Genomic DNA, 14797 nt, shown 5'->3' with positions numbered 1-14797 from the left:
TCTTACCTTGGTATACTAAAAGCTTCGAGGTATTTAAACGTTTCGGGGCTGGTGGAGGAAAGGCTTGGGAAAGATGGCGTCAAAAGGGAAGGCGTCCCTTCTTCCGTCTAACCCTCTTTTCCCTGCTCATGCTTTCCAGGTAGAGCAGAAGCGCGTCCTCTATCATGCCCATCACCTCCCTTTGCTTTTTATTGGTGGTTTCTGCCTCTTCTATGCCGTCGGGAAGTTCCGAGGGTAATTTGAAGGGCATTGGCCTCCGAAGGTACCGGCGGGACTTTTAGGCACTATTGCAATTGGGCACTGGGCCATTCTATGGGACAAACCTTGAGAAGTCCGAAGTCCAATTAAAGTCGATTTCTTTTGGGGGCTTTTTGTGAGTGTTTGTGCTTTTAATGGTCTTCTGGCCTTAGACTTCCACTACATGGATAGAGCACATTCAAGAGTCCCCACTTTCGTGGCTAGACTTTGGGAGAATCACAAGCTTTGATGAAACTTTTGCCAATCAAAAGTTCTATGGCGGACCGGCGGGGATTTGAACCCCGGACCTGCGGCTTAGGAGGCCGCCGCCCTATCCTAGCTAGGCTACCGGTCCACTGCCCGCTATTCCCTCCAAGGAAAGGGTATTTAAAGTTTACGGTCTACCCGCTAAGGGGGTGAGTGGTATGGACGAGTTGGACCTTAGGATACTGTCTCTCCTCCAGGAAAACGCCCGGCTCTCGTACCGCGAGATAGCAAGGGAACTCAAGATCGCGGTGGGCACGGTCTACAACCGCATAAAGAAGATGGAAGAGGAGGGTGTAATCAAAGGCTTTGCACCGATTCTCGACTACGAGAAGATAGGCTTTGGACTCACGGCGGTCATCGGCGTCAAAGCCCAGGGAAGGAGGATACTTGACATAGAGCGCGAACTGGCTGCCCACGATAGGGTGATGCTTGTCTACGACATAACCGGCGAGTTTGACATCGTCGTGGTCGCCAAGTTCATGGACAGGGCCGATATGAACCGCTTCGTGAAGTGGCTTCTTTCCCTGGAGGGCGTGGAAAAAACGAACACCAGCGTGGCGATGCAGGTTGTGAAGGAAGATACCCGGCTCAAGCTAACGGAGGACTAAAACCTCTTCGAGGAAGCGCCTTGCGAAGTCCTCAAAGCTCTCCACTGGGAGGAGGACCTCTTTCCCGTTCACCTTTCCCTCGAAAACCAGCTTTCTGGCCGTTATCTCGCGTATCTTCTTGAAGTCCGAGTTCTCCTTAACAGTTTTCTCCAGAACCCTGGTGAATTCCTCCTCACTGGCTGGCCTGACCACGCCCTCTATGACTATCTTTCTCCCGCACTCCTCCTCTGTGCAGGTGAATTTGAAGGGGAGGCCGGGCTCGACCTCCACCGGGACGGTCAGCCCAGCGGCGTTGTATATGAACACCCTCATCTGGATCACTCCAGCTTTATCAGGCTCTCCACTGGAATGCTGTACTCTTCCCTCAGCTTCTCCACGATGTCCCCGACGCTGATGAGGAAGAACATTCCGACTGGCTTCGCTCCAGCCTGCCTGCACATCTCTAGGAGGGCCCGCTGGGTCTCTCCGCTCCTGATGACATCGTCCACGATGAGGACGTTCTCGCCCTTCTTGAGCGCCCACTGGGGGAGGTACAGCGTCGTGACGCTTCCCGAGGCGCTCGGCACGTAGCTGACCTCGTAGAACTTCTCGACTCCTACCTCCTTCTTCTTCTTGGCGTAAACGACATCAACGTTCAGCTCCCTCGCCACGTGGACTCCGAGGGCTATTCCGTCCGTGGCGGCCGTTAGAACCTTGTCCACGTTCTTGTCCATGTACCTGCTAGCCACGTCTTCCGCTATGAGGCTCATCAAAGCAGTGTCGCTGAGGACGGGCATGTTGTCGAAGAACCCGTACTCGTCGAACTTTATCCTCTTCCTGACCTCCTCCTCTATGTTGATGTACGGGAGGAGTAGCTCGAGGAGCTCTTTCGTCCTCTCGGCACTTGGAAGGACCTTTCCCCTCACGTACCTGTTCAGCACGGTGATGGGGAGGCCGGTTATCTTGGAGAGCTCCTCGTAGGTGTAGGTCTTCTTGAGCAGCCTGAGCACCCTGACAAGTCTCAGCTTCTCCTGCACGGACTTCAGCTGACTCATGCTCTCACCTCCGGTGCCCCAGAATTAACAAGAAAATGTATAAATAGGTTTCGGTCACTCGAGGTCATTTACAACTTTCCTGCGGTACTCTTCCACAACGTCGCCGTATTCACGCAGAATGAACTCCTTGGTTACCGGCTCGCCCTCCGGGTGGTTGAGGCCGGGACAGAACGAGTCGAGCTTCACGTAGATTTCCATCTTCTTTCCGTGCTTGACGAAGACGAAGGGGTAAAGCCTGCACGCGAGGGGCCGATGGGAGTAAATTCTGCACCTCTTGGTCTCGGGGTCGAGAAAGACGCAGGCTTCATCGAAGGGACGCTTTTTAAGGGCGTAGCTGAGGAACTTGTCGCCGCGATAGAACATTTTATCGTAGTCCACGAATTCCCAGGCGCTGTAGCCGAGCTCCTCTATCCTTTCAATGTCTTCGTCCCTCACAGGGATCTCCAGCTCGTAGCAGCACCTTCCGCAGTTTTCGAGGCACTTAAATTTAAAGGCCGGGTCGTGCTCGACCTCGAAGGTCTCGAGGTCGATGGTCGCGACCCACCGTTTCTTCAACCCCTCACCCCCTGTAGGAGCTGGCTATCAATGTCTCGGTCATTTCGATGTTCTTTATCCTTCTGAGAACCTCATCGTGAAACTTGTCCAGTTCTTCTATGCTTCCGACTTCGACGCGGAGGATTAGGTCGTATTCCCCGTAAACCCTGTATATCTCCTTTATCCTTTCGTTGTTCTTGAGGGCCTCGTAGACCTTCTCTTCGGTTCCGGGCTTGACGACAACGAGGACAAAGGCCTCAATCATATCCCAAACCCTCCAAAGTTGAACTTCTTGGCCATCTTAGCCAGCTTTCTCTTGTCCATACTCTTGAACATCTTCTTCATTTGATTGTACTGGTTGAGCAGTTCCCTGACTTCAGCTGTGCTGGTTCCAGAGCCCCTGGCGATGCGCTTTATCCTTGAGTAGTTGATTATCTCGGGGTGTTCGAGCTCTTCCTCCGTCATCGAGTCCATTATCACCCTGTACCTCTTGAGCTTCTCCTCACCGACCTTGACCGCGTCGTCCGGGAGGGAGTAGCCGAGGCCCGGGATCATTTGGAGTATCTGCTTGAGAGGCCCCATCTTCTGCATTGCCTCAAGCTGGGCGTACATATCTTTGAGGTTGAACTTACCCTTGAGGAACTTTTCCAGGTCCTCTTCCTTGAACTCCTGCTGCTTCTGCAGCTCCTCAAGTTTCTCCAGAAGTCCCTCTATATCGCCCATTCCGAGTAGCCGCGAGACGAAGCGCTTGGGGTCGAAGGCTTCGAGGTCGTCTATCCTCTCGCCAACACCGATGAACTTTATCGGAGCGCCAGTTGCGGCGACGGCCGAGAGGGCTCCACCGCCTTTCGCGCTTCCGTCGAGCTTGGTGACTATTATGGAGCCTATCGGCGTGGCCTCCTTGAACGCCAAAGCCTGGTTGTAGGCCTGCTGGCCGATGGTTCCGTCTATGACGAGTATGACCTCGTGGGGCTTTATGGCCTCGCTTATCTGCCTCATCTCTTCAATGAGGCCTTTCTCCTCCTTGTGCCTTCCCGCGGAGTCCACGATTATTACATCGACGCCCTTTTCCCTGAAGTACTCCACCCCTTCCCTCGCGAGCTTAACGGCGTCCTTCTCCTCTGGATCACCGGCGACCTCTATGCCGTACGGTTCAAGGAGCTGTTTGAGCTGGTAGTACGCTCCGGGCCTCCAGGTGTCGGAGCAGACTACGCCGACCTTGTATCCCCTCTTCTGAAGGTGTCGCGCCAGCTTGGCCACACTCGTGGTCTTTCCGGAGCCCTGTATGCCGACGGTGAGCAGTACCGTTGGCTTCTCCTTTATCTCGAGGGGCTTTGCCTCCTTTCCGAGGAACTTTGTGAGCTCTTCGTAGACTATCTGGATTATGTGCTCCTTCTTTGAGACTCCAGCCGGTGGCTCCTCCTCAAGGGCCCTCTTCTCTATCGTTTTCGTTAGCTGGAGAACAAGCCGCACATTGACGTCCGCCTGAATGAGAGCCCTCTGTATGTCTCGCACTACCTCCTTTATCGTCGCCTCGTCCACGGTGCGCGAGCGGGCGAGCTTTTTAAGTGCGCTGTTGAGGGCTTTTCCAAGCTTTTCTAGGGCCATTTTCTCCCACCGTAGTGATGGCGTCTCCAAAGTTTATAAACGGTTGGGTTATCGGGAGTTCCCCGTCGAATGTTCTAATGTGCTCTTTTTTCAATATCTGGAATGAGAGAGCCGTTTTTATGGAACAACAGTGTTCATTCAGATACAAAATGGGACGGTACTGCTTTTTTAGCAGAATAACGGACTTTCGGAGGCATCTATGAAAATTTGGAGGCTGACAATCCTTTTAAACACATAAGGGGCTATATATAATCGGGAACAGCTGAAAGGGGGTGAGAGAGATGATACCTCTGGCCCACCTCTACAGCTACATGGTTGAGAGGGAGATGGAGAGGAGAAGGAGGAAGGCCATTCCCGAGGAGCTCGAGTACGTTGAGGGGCTGATGGAGTGATAAAATCGGTTTGTTGATTGATTTAATAAGCCACTTTTCTATTCTCCGTCGGTGGTGTTATGAGGATTCACTACAGGTAATGACCAATAATCAACGATGCTATTGGAAGGGCCCTGACGGATTCTATAGCTGAGTCTGCCCTCAAGGCGGAGTGTGCCCAAGCGCCGGGAGCTTGGGGTTCCAAGGGGCTCTCTGGTGTGCGCAAGGTTCAGTGATTAGACAATTGACGATATTATCTTTAACGAATGTCTATGGGAAAGCCTTTTATATTTTAAAGTGGTATAAGTTAGTGGTGACACCCATGACAACGGTGATTAAGAAAGATACTAAGAGATTTTTGAGGGAGTTAAAGACTCATTACGGCGATGTTTGGAGAATTCCACGCAGTAACTACCTGTCGAAGCCAGATTTCGTCGTTATCGACCCCAAGAGCGGCAGGAAAACCAAGGTGAGCTTCGTCTCCCTCGACGATGGACAGGTCGTTGGCGTCGTCTACGACGACCTCGGCTGAACTTTCGCTTTTTGCCTGATTCAGTCCGTTCTGTTTTGTCCGTTGGAAATCATTAAATACTTCCACATCGTAAATTTTCCGGTGGAAATAATGGCCGCTGACGTTTACCGTGAGGCCCTTCGTCTGGCCGCTGACATAAGGGACAAGTACCTCAGGGCGGTTACCTACGCTAAAATTGGCTACTACATGTACAAGGCCAGGAAACCAGAGTATGGGACGGCCTTCAAGTACGCCTTCAACGCCGCCTCCTCGATAGAGAACCCCGTTCTTATGGTCAGGGCGCTCTTGGAGATAGGCACCTACCTCTGGCTGACCGGCTCCAAGACGGCCAGGAAAGTCTTTGGGCAGGCTCACGACGCTATAGTTGAATTTCCTGACGCCGTCAGGGACGACCTTCTGAACGAGCTGGTGATGAGGCTTCTCGAGCTGGGCCTGGTGGACGATGCCCTGTTCTACGTCTCCGACATTAAGGACACCGTCAAGAGGAACGACCTCCTACTGAGGATCCTCAGGGTATACCTAAAGAGGGGGAACATGAGAAAGGCGGCCATGATAATAGGGCAGATCGACGAAGAGCCGTGGCACTCGATAGCGGCCATCGAGGCCATCAAGGAGCACCTGAAGCGCGAGGAATTTGGAAGCGCGATAAGAGTTCTGTCGGAGCTGAGGAGTGAGTATTGGCTGGGTGAAGCGATGAAGGAGGTCGCGATCTACCTAAAGACCTCAGACGTCCCAAAAGCTACCTATGAGAAGTTCGTTGACATAGCCCTGTCCCTTTCCGGGGAAGCGGGCTCGGACGTCCTCAACTCCCTCCTGATAGGTCTGGGCAGCCAGGGAGAACTGGAATTTGTAATGGGAATATTGAAGAAGCTGCCGGAGGAGCAGAGGTGGAAGGTTCTTGAGGGCATCGTGAGGGCTTCTGCCGACAAGGTTGATATCCTGAAGAGGCTCTTGGGGCTTCTTAAGGGTGAGGAGTACGAGCGCATGGCTGTCTTCGTGATGGACCAGCTCCTTTCCAGGCCCGTCGATGGGGGGTACGCCGAACTCGTTAAGTCGATAGGCGAGCGGACTAAGGAGGACGCCGTTCTGGTGAAGGTGGCGACGTATCTCTCCAAGCTGGGGGACTTTGAGAAGGCCTGGAAGTTTGCCTCCCGCGTCCGCGGCCACTACCTGCGCTCCCTCGCTTTTGGAAGCATCGCCGTGGCCAAGCTCAAGGCCGGTGACATCGATGGGGCGATAGATGCGGCCCTTGAGGTACGGGATCCCAAGTGGGGCTCCTGGCTTCTCAGCGAGATACTGACCAAGATACTGGAGCTTCAGGCTAAGGGTGAGGTTCTGGAGGACATACACGAGAGGGCGGAGTACCAGAAGAGTCTCTGGGAGGGGGGCTAACGTTTTAAGGCCCCCACCATTTCTTCTTCCAGGTGATACCATGCCAAGGATAGCAATTATTGGAGGCTCCGGAGTCTACGACCCCAAGCTGCTTGAGAACGTCAGGGAGGAGTTCGTGAGCACGCCCTACGGAAAGGTCCGGGTGAAGCTAGGTGAGTACGATGGGGAGGAAATAGCATTCCTGGCAAGGCACGGCGAGGGGCACAGTGTTCCTCCACACAAGATAAACTACCGCGCCAACATCTGGGCGCTCTATGAGCTCGGCGTCGAGAGGATCCTCTCGACCTCGGCAGTTGGCTCGCTCAACGAGCTGATGAAGCCCGGCGATTTCGTAATCCTGGATCAGCTCATGGACTTCACTAAAACTAGACACTACACCTTCTACGACGGTGAAGATAGCCCCCACGACAGGAAGTTCGTCGCCCACGTGGACTTCACCGATCCCTACTGTCCCGAGCTGAGGAAGGCCCTCATCACCGCTGCCAAGGAGCTCGGCTTTACGTATCACCCCACTGGAACCTACGCCTGCATGGAGGGTCCAAGGTTCGAGACGAAGGCCGAAATCAGGGCGCTCAAGATACTCGGTGCCGACGTCGTTGGCATGACCCAGTGTCCCGAAGCAGTTCTCGCCCGCGAGCTCGAGATGTGCTACGCCAGTGTGGCAATAGTTACGAACTTCGCAGCGGGTATAAGCAGGGAGAAGCTCACCCACACCGAGGTCGTCGAGCTGATGGCCAGGAAGAGCGAAGAGATTAAGTACCTCCTCATGAAGTCCATCAAGTACATTCCGAAGGAGAGGCACTGCGCCTGCAAGGACGCCCTGAAGGGCGCTACCGGAGACTGATGTCCTTCCCTGTTCTTTTCTCCCCTCAGAAGTGCTTACGTTTTGAACTCGAGGTTAAAGAAAGTGTTTAATAGTAGGCTGCCCTAATTCTTTCGGTGATGGAAATGAAGTACGACGTTGTGGTTATAGGGGCGAGCGCCGGGGGAATCACGACAGCCATCTCTGCCAGGAAGTTCTACCCGGACAAGAGCGTTCTCCTCATAAAGAGAGAGGAAGTGGGTATGATTCCGTGCGGCATTCCCTACATCTTCGGAACTCTCGGGGGCGTTGATGATGACATACTTCCCGTCGAGAAGTTCCTCGAGCCCCTCGGCGTCGAAATCCTCACTGATGAGGTCACGGAGATAGACCCGCGGGGGAAGCTCGTGAGAACCAAGTCGGGGAAGGAAATCCGCTGGGAGAAGCTCGTCATAGCGACTGGTTCGAAGCCGGCAAAGCCGGACTTCCCGGGAGGCGAGCTGGAGGGAGTCTACACCGTTCCGAAGGACTACCGCTACCTCAAGGAGCTCCGTGAGAGGGTTGAGGAAGCCCAGAGGGTCGTCATAGTTGGTGGAGGCTTCATAGCCCTCGAGGTCGGCGACGAGATAAGGAAGCTCGGCAAGGACGTCACGCTCGTTGTCAGGAGCAGATTGCTAAGGAGCTCCTTTGACCCCGAGTTCAGCGATATGGTAGAGGAGAGGCTTAAGGAGAGGGGCATCAATGTTGTCTACGGCCAGGTCGAGAGGCTTTTAGGCGATGGGAAGGTCGAGAAGGTCAGGCTCGTTGACGGAACCGAACTTCCCGCCGACCTCGTGATACTCTCCGTCGGCTACCGCCCCAACGTCGAGCTTGCCGTCAAGGCCGGGCTTAAGGTCACGCGCTACGGCATATGGACCGACGAGTACATGAGAACGTCTCACCCCGACATCTTCGCGGTCGGTGACTGCGTCGAGCACAGGGACTTCTTCACGGGTAAGCCATACCCCCTCATGCTCGCCTCGACGGCCACCTTTGAAGCCAGGATCGCCGGCGCGAACCTCTTCAAGCTCCAAATCGTGAGGGAGAACAGGAGGACGATAGGGGTCTACTCAACCCACATAGCCGGCCTCACCCTCGCGGCCGCTGGCTTGACCGAGGAAGCCGCCAAAAAGGAAGGCTTCGAGGTCATAGTCGGCTACGGAAAGGGCCCTGACAGGCACCCGGCGAAGTTCCCCGACACTTCGATGGTGACTGTTAAGCTGATCTTCTCCCGCGACCGGGGAGCGATCCTCGGTGCCCAGATAGCGGGCGGAAAGAGCGTTGGAGAGATGATAAATATCCTGGCCTTGGCGATACAGAAGAGGCTCACCGCCAGCGAGCTCTACACGCTCCAGATAGCGACGCACCCGCTCCTCACGGCTTCACCCGTTGGCTACCAGATCCTCCAGGCCGCGGAAGATGCTCTGGCAAAGCTTAGAACCTGAGGGGTCGTGCGAGTTCATCTCTTCTCTTCTTTTTGTTTTGGCCTTTTGGAAAAAGTTTGATCAAAGAATTCTCCTTTGTCAAACTGGCAGGAATCAAAGCGTGCATTCCAAAATCTGCCCGCGAATAGGGTTCAATATCAAAACCTGCCTCTTGGACTGTTTCACTTTTTATTCTGGCGTCCTTTGGACGCCTTGAGGAGAGTGAAACACTGTAAAACTGCCAATTGGAGAGTAAACCACTCAGAGACCAAGCACTCTTGGAATTGCACGCGAGTTTTCCGTCAACGCTTGCGCAGGCTTAAATTGAGGGTGTGGGGGCGTAGCCCCACTCCGGGGGTTTGAGAGTATAGGAGGCTTTTAAAAAAGCTTCACCAAAAGTTTGTAGCTCTTCGCGTTGCCGTGTTTGGGAAGTTTGGTTTTTCTCTTCTGAGGGTTTTATGAGGTTGGAAAGAACAGCCGTCCAAGTACCGGTTTATCTGTGGATTTGTTTCTCTTTGACGCCCTTTGGGCGTCTTTTAGGTAAATCCCTTCACAAGGAATCCGCGAGAGAGTTCTCCATCAAAATGTTGGTTTTGAAGTGAGAAAACCTCGTCAAGAATTGCACTTCAAGTAAGGAGCTACGAACCTTGATCAAACTTCGCGCAGGCGAAGTTTGTTAGAATGGTGCGGTGGCCGGGATTTGAACCCGGGCCAGCGGCGTGGCAGGCCGCTGTCCTAGACCAGGCTAGACTACCACCGCACTCCGCGGCCCGTTACATACTCACCTGCGGGTGATTTATAAATCTTTCGGTTCTCCCGAACGGTTAAATTTATAAAGCGTTTCCGAGAAGGGTTAGCGGGCAGTGCCCCGGTGGCCTAGTCTGGATAGGGCGCGAGGCTGCGGACCTCGAGGTCCGGGGTTCAAATCCCCGCCGGGGCGCCATAGAAACTTTTGCCAAACAAAAGTTTCATCAAAGCTGGTAGCTCCTTCTCAAAAGTTAAATTCTGTGAGATTTTCTCTTTGAATGACCAATTGAACTTTAGAACATTTCAATTGTCCTTTGAGCACGGTTTGACCTTTAAATCGACGCCTTCGGGCGTCATGGGGGAGAGTAAACCCTTTATCGGGGCTTACCTGACATGTTCTCACCTGAAAGATGGGCATTCAATGAGTAAAATCCTCCCTCCTGGGCCTTTTGACGGAGAGCTACTAACTTTCGGTGAAGCTCTTTCCTAAGCGTCTTCTGCAATGCTGGCGGAAGATTAGGTGTATTCTGATAGTTGCTCGTTTTTTTGGGTGGGTTTCTCATGAACTTGTTCTTTTGTGAGTGTTTCATTCCACAGGGCGCCCGAAGGGCACCAATAAGAGAAAAGAAATCTTCGCAAGACGTCTCCGGAAGAATATAACAAAACCAAAACCGGGTGTCAAATTCTTCTCAGCCCGGGGAACCAGACCTTCTTGCCTTTCTTCTCCTTCTCCTCGTCCCACTCGGCGAGTATCTTTACCGCCTCGCTTGCAACCAGCGCCGCTTCCCTCTCTCCGGCCTTTCCGAACTCGTTCGTAACGCGGTTGGCAAAGACAGCGCATACGCAGCCAGCTCTTAGACCGTAGATGTTTGCCAGTGTGAAAAGCGTCGCCGCTTCCATCTCGAAGTTGGTAACCCTTGCCTGCCTCAAGTCGTCGAGGATGTTTCTTGCGAAGCTCGGGAAGTAGCCGTTTAAGCCCGGCCTCCCCTGGCCGAGGTAGAAGCTGTCGGTTGAGGCCGTTATGCCGATGTGGTAGCGAACGCCCAGCGTTTCAGCGGCCTCGATGAGCGCTAAAGTGACCTCCAAGTCGGCCACCGCAGGGTACTCGACCCTTACGTACTGCTTTGACGTCCCCTCAAGCCTGACGGCCGCTTTAGCTATAATCAGGTCCCCGATTTCCATTCCGGGCTGGATTGCACCGGTCGAGCCGACTCTAATGAAGGTGTCAGCCCCTATCGCCGCTAACTCCTCAATCGCTATCGCCGTTGAGGGTCCGCCTATCCCTGTCGAGGTCACGCTTATCGGCACGCCTTTGTACTTACCCGTGTGCGTTCTGTACTCACGGTGGAAGGCTATCTCTTTGGCCTCGTCCCAGAGCGAGCTTATCTTCGGCACCCTCTCGGGGTCGCCGGGGAGGAGGACGTACCTTGCCACGTCGCCGGGCTTGCAGGCTATGTGGTATTGGTAGCCCTCTTCCGTCTGCGGCCTCTCAGCTGAAACGAACTTCTCTCCCATTGTGACCACCCATCGCCGTTGTGATACCGGTATAGACCTCTGACCTAAAAAAGCCTTGGGTGGTAGTATTCTTCGGAATCCTCTCAGCGTCCGGGACGGGTTGAAGGTATTTAAAGTTTGAAGCCCAGTACCTGTCGGAGGTGAGAGAATGACGGAGGTTCGGTATCCGGCTGTGGCTGGAAGCTTCTATCCCGCTGATGAAAGCCTCATCGAGATGCTGGAGGAGTTCTTCAATGACCTGGGAGAGGAGGGAAGTGAGAGAAGAATCACCGCTGGCGTTGCACCTCACGCGGGTTATATATTCTCCGGCTACACTGCATCGAGGACCTACAAGGCAATCTTTGAGGACGGTCTCCCAGAGACCTTCGTAATCCTCGGTCCAAACCACACCGGCCTTGGCTCGCCGATAGCTGTCTATCCCTCCGGCGAGTGGTTGACCCCGCTCGGAGAAATCGAAGTTGATGCGGAGATGGCGAAGGCGATAGCCAGGCTCTCGGGCATAGCCGATTTAGACGAGCTGGCCCACAAGTACGAGCACTCCATCGAGGTTCAAGTTCCCTTCATTCAGTATCTGGCCGAACTCGCCGGAAAGAAGGTCAGGATAGTCCCAATAACCCTCGGAATCCAGGACGAGGAGGTTTCGAGGGCCCTTGGGAGGGCAATCTTTGAAGCCTCGCAGGAGCTCGGCAGGGACGTTGTTGTTATAGCGAGCACGGACTTTATGCACTATGGAGCTATGTACGGCTACGTGCCCTTCCGCGTTAGGGCCGACGAGCTCCCCCACAGGATAAAGGAGTGGGACTTCCGGCTCGTCAGGAGAATCCTCGACTTCGACGTGGACGGCTTGTTTAGAGAGCTCCGTGAGATGAACCATACGATGTGTGGGCCGGGGGCTGTTGGAACCGCAATCGTTTACTCGCGCTCCGCTGGAGCGCTTGAGGCCGAGCTCCTCCGCTACACGACGAGCTACGAGGTGAGCCGTTCAACCGAGGCGGTTGTGGGCTACGCGAGCATCGTGATGAGAAGGTAAGACCAAAAGCCACATAAACTTTCACTCCTTTCACTCCGGGAGGGTTCAAAATGAGGGTTTTGGCTTCCGCTCCGGCGAAGATTATCCTGTTCGGCGAGCACAGCGTTGTCTATGGAAAGCCAGCGATAGCGGCCGCCATCGACCTGAGAACCTACGTGTGGGCAGAGTTCAACGATAATGGGGCAATACGGATAGAGGCGAAGGACATACGCGTCCCAGGTTTAACCGTTTCATTCTCCGAGGACGAGATTTACTTCGAGAGCGACTACGGCAAAGCCGCTGAGGTTCTCAGCTACGTCCGCCAGGCGATAGAACTGGTGAGAGAAGAGGCCGATGCTAACGGAAGGGGCATAACCGTCTCGATAACGTCCCAAATTCCAGTCGGTGCCGGCCTCGGTTCATCGGCGGCGGTGGCGGTGGCGACCATCGGGGCGGTCTCAAGGCTCCTCGGCCTCGAGCTGAGCAACGAGGAGGTAGGAAAGCTTGGCCACCAGGTTGAGCTCCTCGTTCAGGGGGCGTCGAGCGGAATAGACCCGACTGTCTCTGCCATTGGTGGCTTCATTCACTACGAGAAAGGGAAGTTCGAGCGTTTACCCTTCATGGAACTGCCCATCGTTGTCGGCTACACCGGCTCGAGCGGCTCAACGAAGGAACTCGTCGCGATGGTGAGGAGAACCTACGAGGAGATGCCTGAGGTCATCGAGCCGGTACTCGTGGCTATGGGTAAGATAGTCGAGAAGGCCCGGGACGTGCTCCTCTCGGAGCTTGACGAAGACGTCCGCTTTGCCCAGCTCGGAAGGCTGATGAACATAAACCACGGTCTCCTCGATGCCCTCGGAGTCTCGACTAAAAAGCTCAGCGAGCTGGTCTATGCCGCCAGGACCGCCGGAGCGCTGGGCGCTAAGATAACCGGCGCCGGCGGCGGTGGCTGCATGTACGCCCTTGCCCCGGAGAACCAGAGCGAAGTGGCAACGGCCATAACCATAGCCGGTGGAACGCCGATGATAACGCGCATAAGCGGGGAGGGGCTCAGGATAGAGGAGGTTCTGCCATGATAATCGTCAAGGTTGGGGGAAGCGTCTTCAGCGACAAGAAGGGTGAGCCGGAGAACTTTGAGGGTGAGACCGTCAGGAACATAGCGAGGGAGATCGCTTCCTTTTATCCCGACGAGAGCTTCATAGTCGTTCACGGGGGAGGGAGCTTTGGTCACCCGGAGGCGAAGAGGTACGGAATAAGGGAGGGCCTTCCCGGGAACTGGGAGAAGGCTCACCTCAGGAGGATAGGGTTTACAAGAACCCACCAGGCGATGCTTAGAGCTAACGCCAGCTTCATAGAGGCCTTCCTCAGGGAAAACCTTCCCGCCTTCTCGGTCTCGACCTCCTCAGTCTTCATCACCGAGAATGGAGAGGTTGCCTACGGTGACCTGGAGGTCATCGAGCGGCTCCTCGAGCTGAAGTTCATTCCTGTTCTCTTCGGCGACGTTTCGATCGACCTGGCGAAGGGCATCGACATACTTTCCGGCGACCAGATCATCACATACCTCGCCAAGATGCTCGAGCCAGACAAGGTTATATTCCTCATGGACGTCGATGGAATCTACGACGGAAAGCCCGGTGAGGGGGAGATGATTCAGGAGCTCCGGAAGGAGGAGATAGACTTCCTCCTAGAGAGGCTCCACTGCACCGCCGCGGGGACGGACGTCACCGGTGGCATCTGCAACAAGCTCCAGGAGGCCAAGAAGATAGCCGAGCACTCGGAGGTCTGGTTCGTGAACGGGAAGGTTTATGGAAGACTGAGCGGGGCAATAAGGGGCGACGGCTTCGGGACGAGAATAGCCTTGTAACGCCTTTCAAGCGTAAACCTTTTATTTTCTTCTGGATATCCCCATCGGGATCCGCGATGGTGAAAAAGACTCTGGCACTCATACTCGTGCTCGTCGTCTTCGGGTGGACGTTCCTAGGCATTGAAAGGGCCGCGGAACTGGGCCTGCTGAAGAACTTCATGGCCAGTTCCGATGAGCTTGGGATTAATGGTTCCCGTGTGGAGACGTCGAACGGATCGGCCTTTGTAGTCGAATGGCACCTCCAGAGGAAGCCCCTGGAGCGGCTCGTGAGCGGCCGCGACTCGATTTTTCTGTTCTATCCCTCAGGGGTCCATATATCCGGAGGCGTTTACCCTATCATAGGTGGCTTTCCAGGGGTGAACCTCACCGTTTACCCATCGGGAAGGCAGGTGAACGGGAGCGAGATTATTTACACCGTCTGGTACTACGACACCCCCGGCTGGGCCGTTCCGAAGGTTGAGATGGTGAGGGCGGTCTACCTCGTTCCCCCAAACGTGAGCGGCGGCAGGATAGAGGTTCCCATTAGGGCCACAAACTGGTCCCGCTGTTCGGTTATCCCCGTAATCCTCGCGTACTTCCACGACACCGGTGGAGAGGGGGTTAATCCGGATTACATCGACCTCCGGCCGGAGCTTCACCTCGGCCCAGACTATCCCGGCTTCGGCAACGGCACCCTGGAGGTGCTCTTTGACTTCAACACCTCCCACTGGGTCGAGATGTACCTCGGTGAGCGCGGCGGCTGGGTGGAGGTGAGGGTCTTCAACGCAACGTTGCCGTGTTCCTCCGCTGGCGGTTAATGAAGGCCCAAAAACCT

General features: G+C 54.8%; 15 protein-coding genes and 3 tRNA genes. 10 read left to right on the top strand and 8 right to left on the bottom strand.

Annotated features, from left to right (window positions below):
* Positions 1–514: 514 nt before the first annotated feature.
* A tRNA-Arg gene (locus E3E27_RS05520) sits at positions 515–592 on the bottom strand.
* A 70-nt stretch (positions 593–662) separates the two neighbouring features.
* On the opposite strand from E3E27_RS05520, the gene E3E27_RS05515 reads away from it, so the two are divergent.
* Entirely contained in the window at positions 663–1112 is a 450-nt protein-coding gene (locus E3E27_RS05515) for an Lrp/AsnC family transcriptional regulator (RefSeq protein ID WP_167773819.1), read from the top strand.
* On the opposite strand, the gene E3E27_RS05510 is transcribed toward E3E27_RS05515, so the two are convergent.
* From E3E27_RS05510 to E3E27_RS05490, 5 genes are read right to left on the bottom strand one after another with little or no spacing between them, the layout of a single operon-like run.
* Positions 1098–1424 (bottom strand): hypothetical protein, encoded by a 327-nt coding sequence (locus E3E27_RS05510; protein ID WP_167773818.1) that lies wholly within the window; start codon positions 1422–1424, stop codon positions 1098–1100. The two genes, E3E27_RS05515 and E3E27_RS05510, sit on opposite strands and share 15 nt — an antisense overlap.
* Positions 1425–1429: 5 nt before the next feature.
* The gene (locus E3E27_RS05505; RefSeq protein WP_014788425.1) at positions 1430–2146 is read right to left on the bottom strand and encodes a phosphoribosyltransferase family protein; all 717 of its coding nucleotides are present in this window, start codon (positions 2144–2146) and stop codon (positions 1430–1432) included.
* A 54-nt stretch (positions 2147–2200) separates the two neighbouring features.
* The gene (locus E3E27_RS05500) at positions 2201–2701 is read right to left on the bottom strand and encodes a YkgJ family cysteine cluster protein (RefSeq protein WP_167773817.1); all 501 of its coding nucleotides are present in this window, start codon (positions 2699–2701) and stop codon (positions 2201–2203) included.
* A gap of 4 nt (positions 2702–2705) precedes the next feature.
* Positions 2706–2945 carry an Lrp/AsnC ligand binding domain-containing protein gene (locus E3E27_RS05495; RefSeq protein ID WP_014788423.1) on the bottom strand — a complete coding sequence of 80 codons (240 nt, stop codon included), beginning with the start codon at positions 2943–2945 and terminating at the stop codon, positions 2706–2708.
* Positions 2942–4288: a signal recognition particle protein Srp54 gene (locus E3E27_RS05490; protein WP_167773816.1), complete on the bottom strand. Its 1347-nt coding sequence runs from the start codon at positions 4286–4288 to the stop codon at positions 2942–2944. Before E3E27_RS05490 ends, E3E27_RS05495 begins: the two co-directional genes overlap by 4 nt.
* Positions 4289–4981: 693 nt before the next feature.
* On the opposite strand from E3E27_RS05490, the gene E3E27_RS05485 reads away from it, so the two are divergent.
* From E3E27_RS05485 to E3E27_RS05470, 4 genes are all read left to right on the top strand, one after another.
* On the top strand, positions 4982–5191 hold the full coding sequence (locus E3E27_RS05485; protein ID WP_167774043.1) for a hypothetical protein: 210 nt from the start codon (positions 4982–4984) through the stop codon (positions 5189–5191).
* 90 nt (positions 5192–5281) lie between these two features.
* Positions 5282–6583, top strand: coding sequence for a hypothetical protein (locus tag E3E27_RS05480; RefSeq protein ID WP_167774042.1), 1302 nt, complete (start codon positions 5282–5284; stop codon positions 6581–6583).
* Positions 6584–6623: 40 nt separating this feature from the next.
* Positions 6624–7427 (top strand): S-methyl-5'-thioadenosine phosphorylase, encoded by an 804-nt coding sequence (gene mtnP / locus E3E27_RS05475; protein WP_167773815.1) that lies wholly within the window; start codon positions 6624–6626, stop codon positions 7425–7427.
* A 98-nt stretch (positions 7428–7525) separates the two neighbouring features.
* Positions 7526–8869: an NAD(P)/FAD-dependent oxidoreductase gene (locus E3E27_RS05470; RefSeq protein ID WP_240910688.1), complete on the top strand. Its 1344-nt coding sequence runs from the start codon at positions 7526–7528 to the stop codon at positions 8867–8869.
* A gap of 661 nt (positions 8870–9530) precedes the next feature.
* Here E3E27_RS05470 and E3E27_RS05465 read toward each other — a convergent pair.
* A tRNA-Gly gene (locus E3E27_RS05465) sits at positions 9531–9608 on the bottom strand.
* A gap of 105 nt (positions 9609–9713) precedes the next feature.
* Here E3E27_RS05465 and E3E27_RS05460 point away from each other — a divergent pair.
* A tRNA-Arg gene (locus E3E27_RS05460) sits at positions 9714–9791 on the top strand.
* A gap of 482 nt (positions 9792–10273) precedes the next feature.
* On the opposite strand, the gene udp is transcribed toward E3E27_RS05460, so the two are convergent.
* Positions 10274–11110 (bottom strand): uridine phosphorylase, encoded by an 837-nt coding sequence (gene udp / locus E3E27_RS05455; protein ID WP_167773814.1) that lies wholly within the window; start codon positions 11108–11110, stop codon positions 10274–10276.
* A gap of 148 nt (positions 11111–11258) precedes the next feature.
* Here udp and E3E27_RS05450 point away from each other — a divergent pair, with 148 nt between their 5' ends.
* From E3E27_RS05450 to E3E27_RS05435, 4 genes are read left to right on the top strand one after another with little or no spacing between them, the layout of a single operon-like run.
* Positions 11259–12140, top strand: a complete 882-nt coding sequence (locus E3E27_RS05450) for an MEMO1 family protein (protein ID WP_167773813.1) — start codon at positions 11259–11261, stop codon at positions 12138–12140.
* Positions 12141–12190: 50 nt separating this feature from the next.
* Positions 12191–13195, top strand: a complete 1005-nt coding sequence (locus E3E27_RS05445) for a mevalonate kinase (RefSeq protein ID WP_167773812.1) — start codon at positions 12191–12193, stop codon at positions 13193–13195.
* Positions 13192–13983, top strand: coding sequence for an isopentenyl phosphate kinase (locus E3E27_RS05440; RefSeq protein ID WP_167773811.1), 792 nt, complete (start codon positions 13192–13194; stop codon positions 13981–13983). Before E3E27_RS05445 ends, E3E27_RS05440 begins: the two co-directional genes overlap by 4 nt.
* A gap of 56 nt (positions 13984–14039) precedes the next feature.
* Positions 14040–14780, top strand: coding sequence for a hypothetical protein (locus E3E27_RS05435; RefSeq protein WP_167773810.1), 741 nt, complete (start codon positions 14040–14042; stop codon positions 14778–14780).
* Positions 14781–14797: the final 17 nt, after the last annotated feature.

It is taken from the genome of Thermococcus sp. MV11, from assembly GCF_012027285.1.
GTDB lineage: Archaea > Methanobacteriota_B > Thermococci > Thermococcales > Thermococcaceae > Thermococcus > Thermococcus cleftensis.
This window is presented reverse-complemented; position numbering and strand designations above follow the sequence as displayed.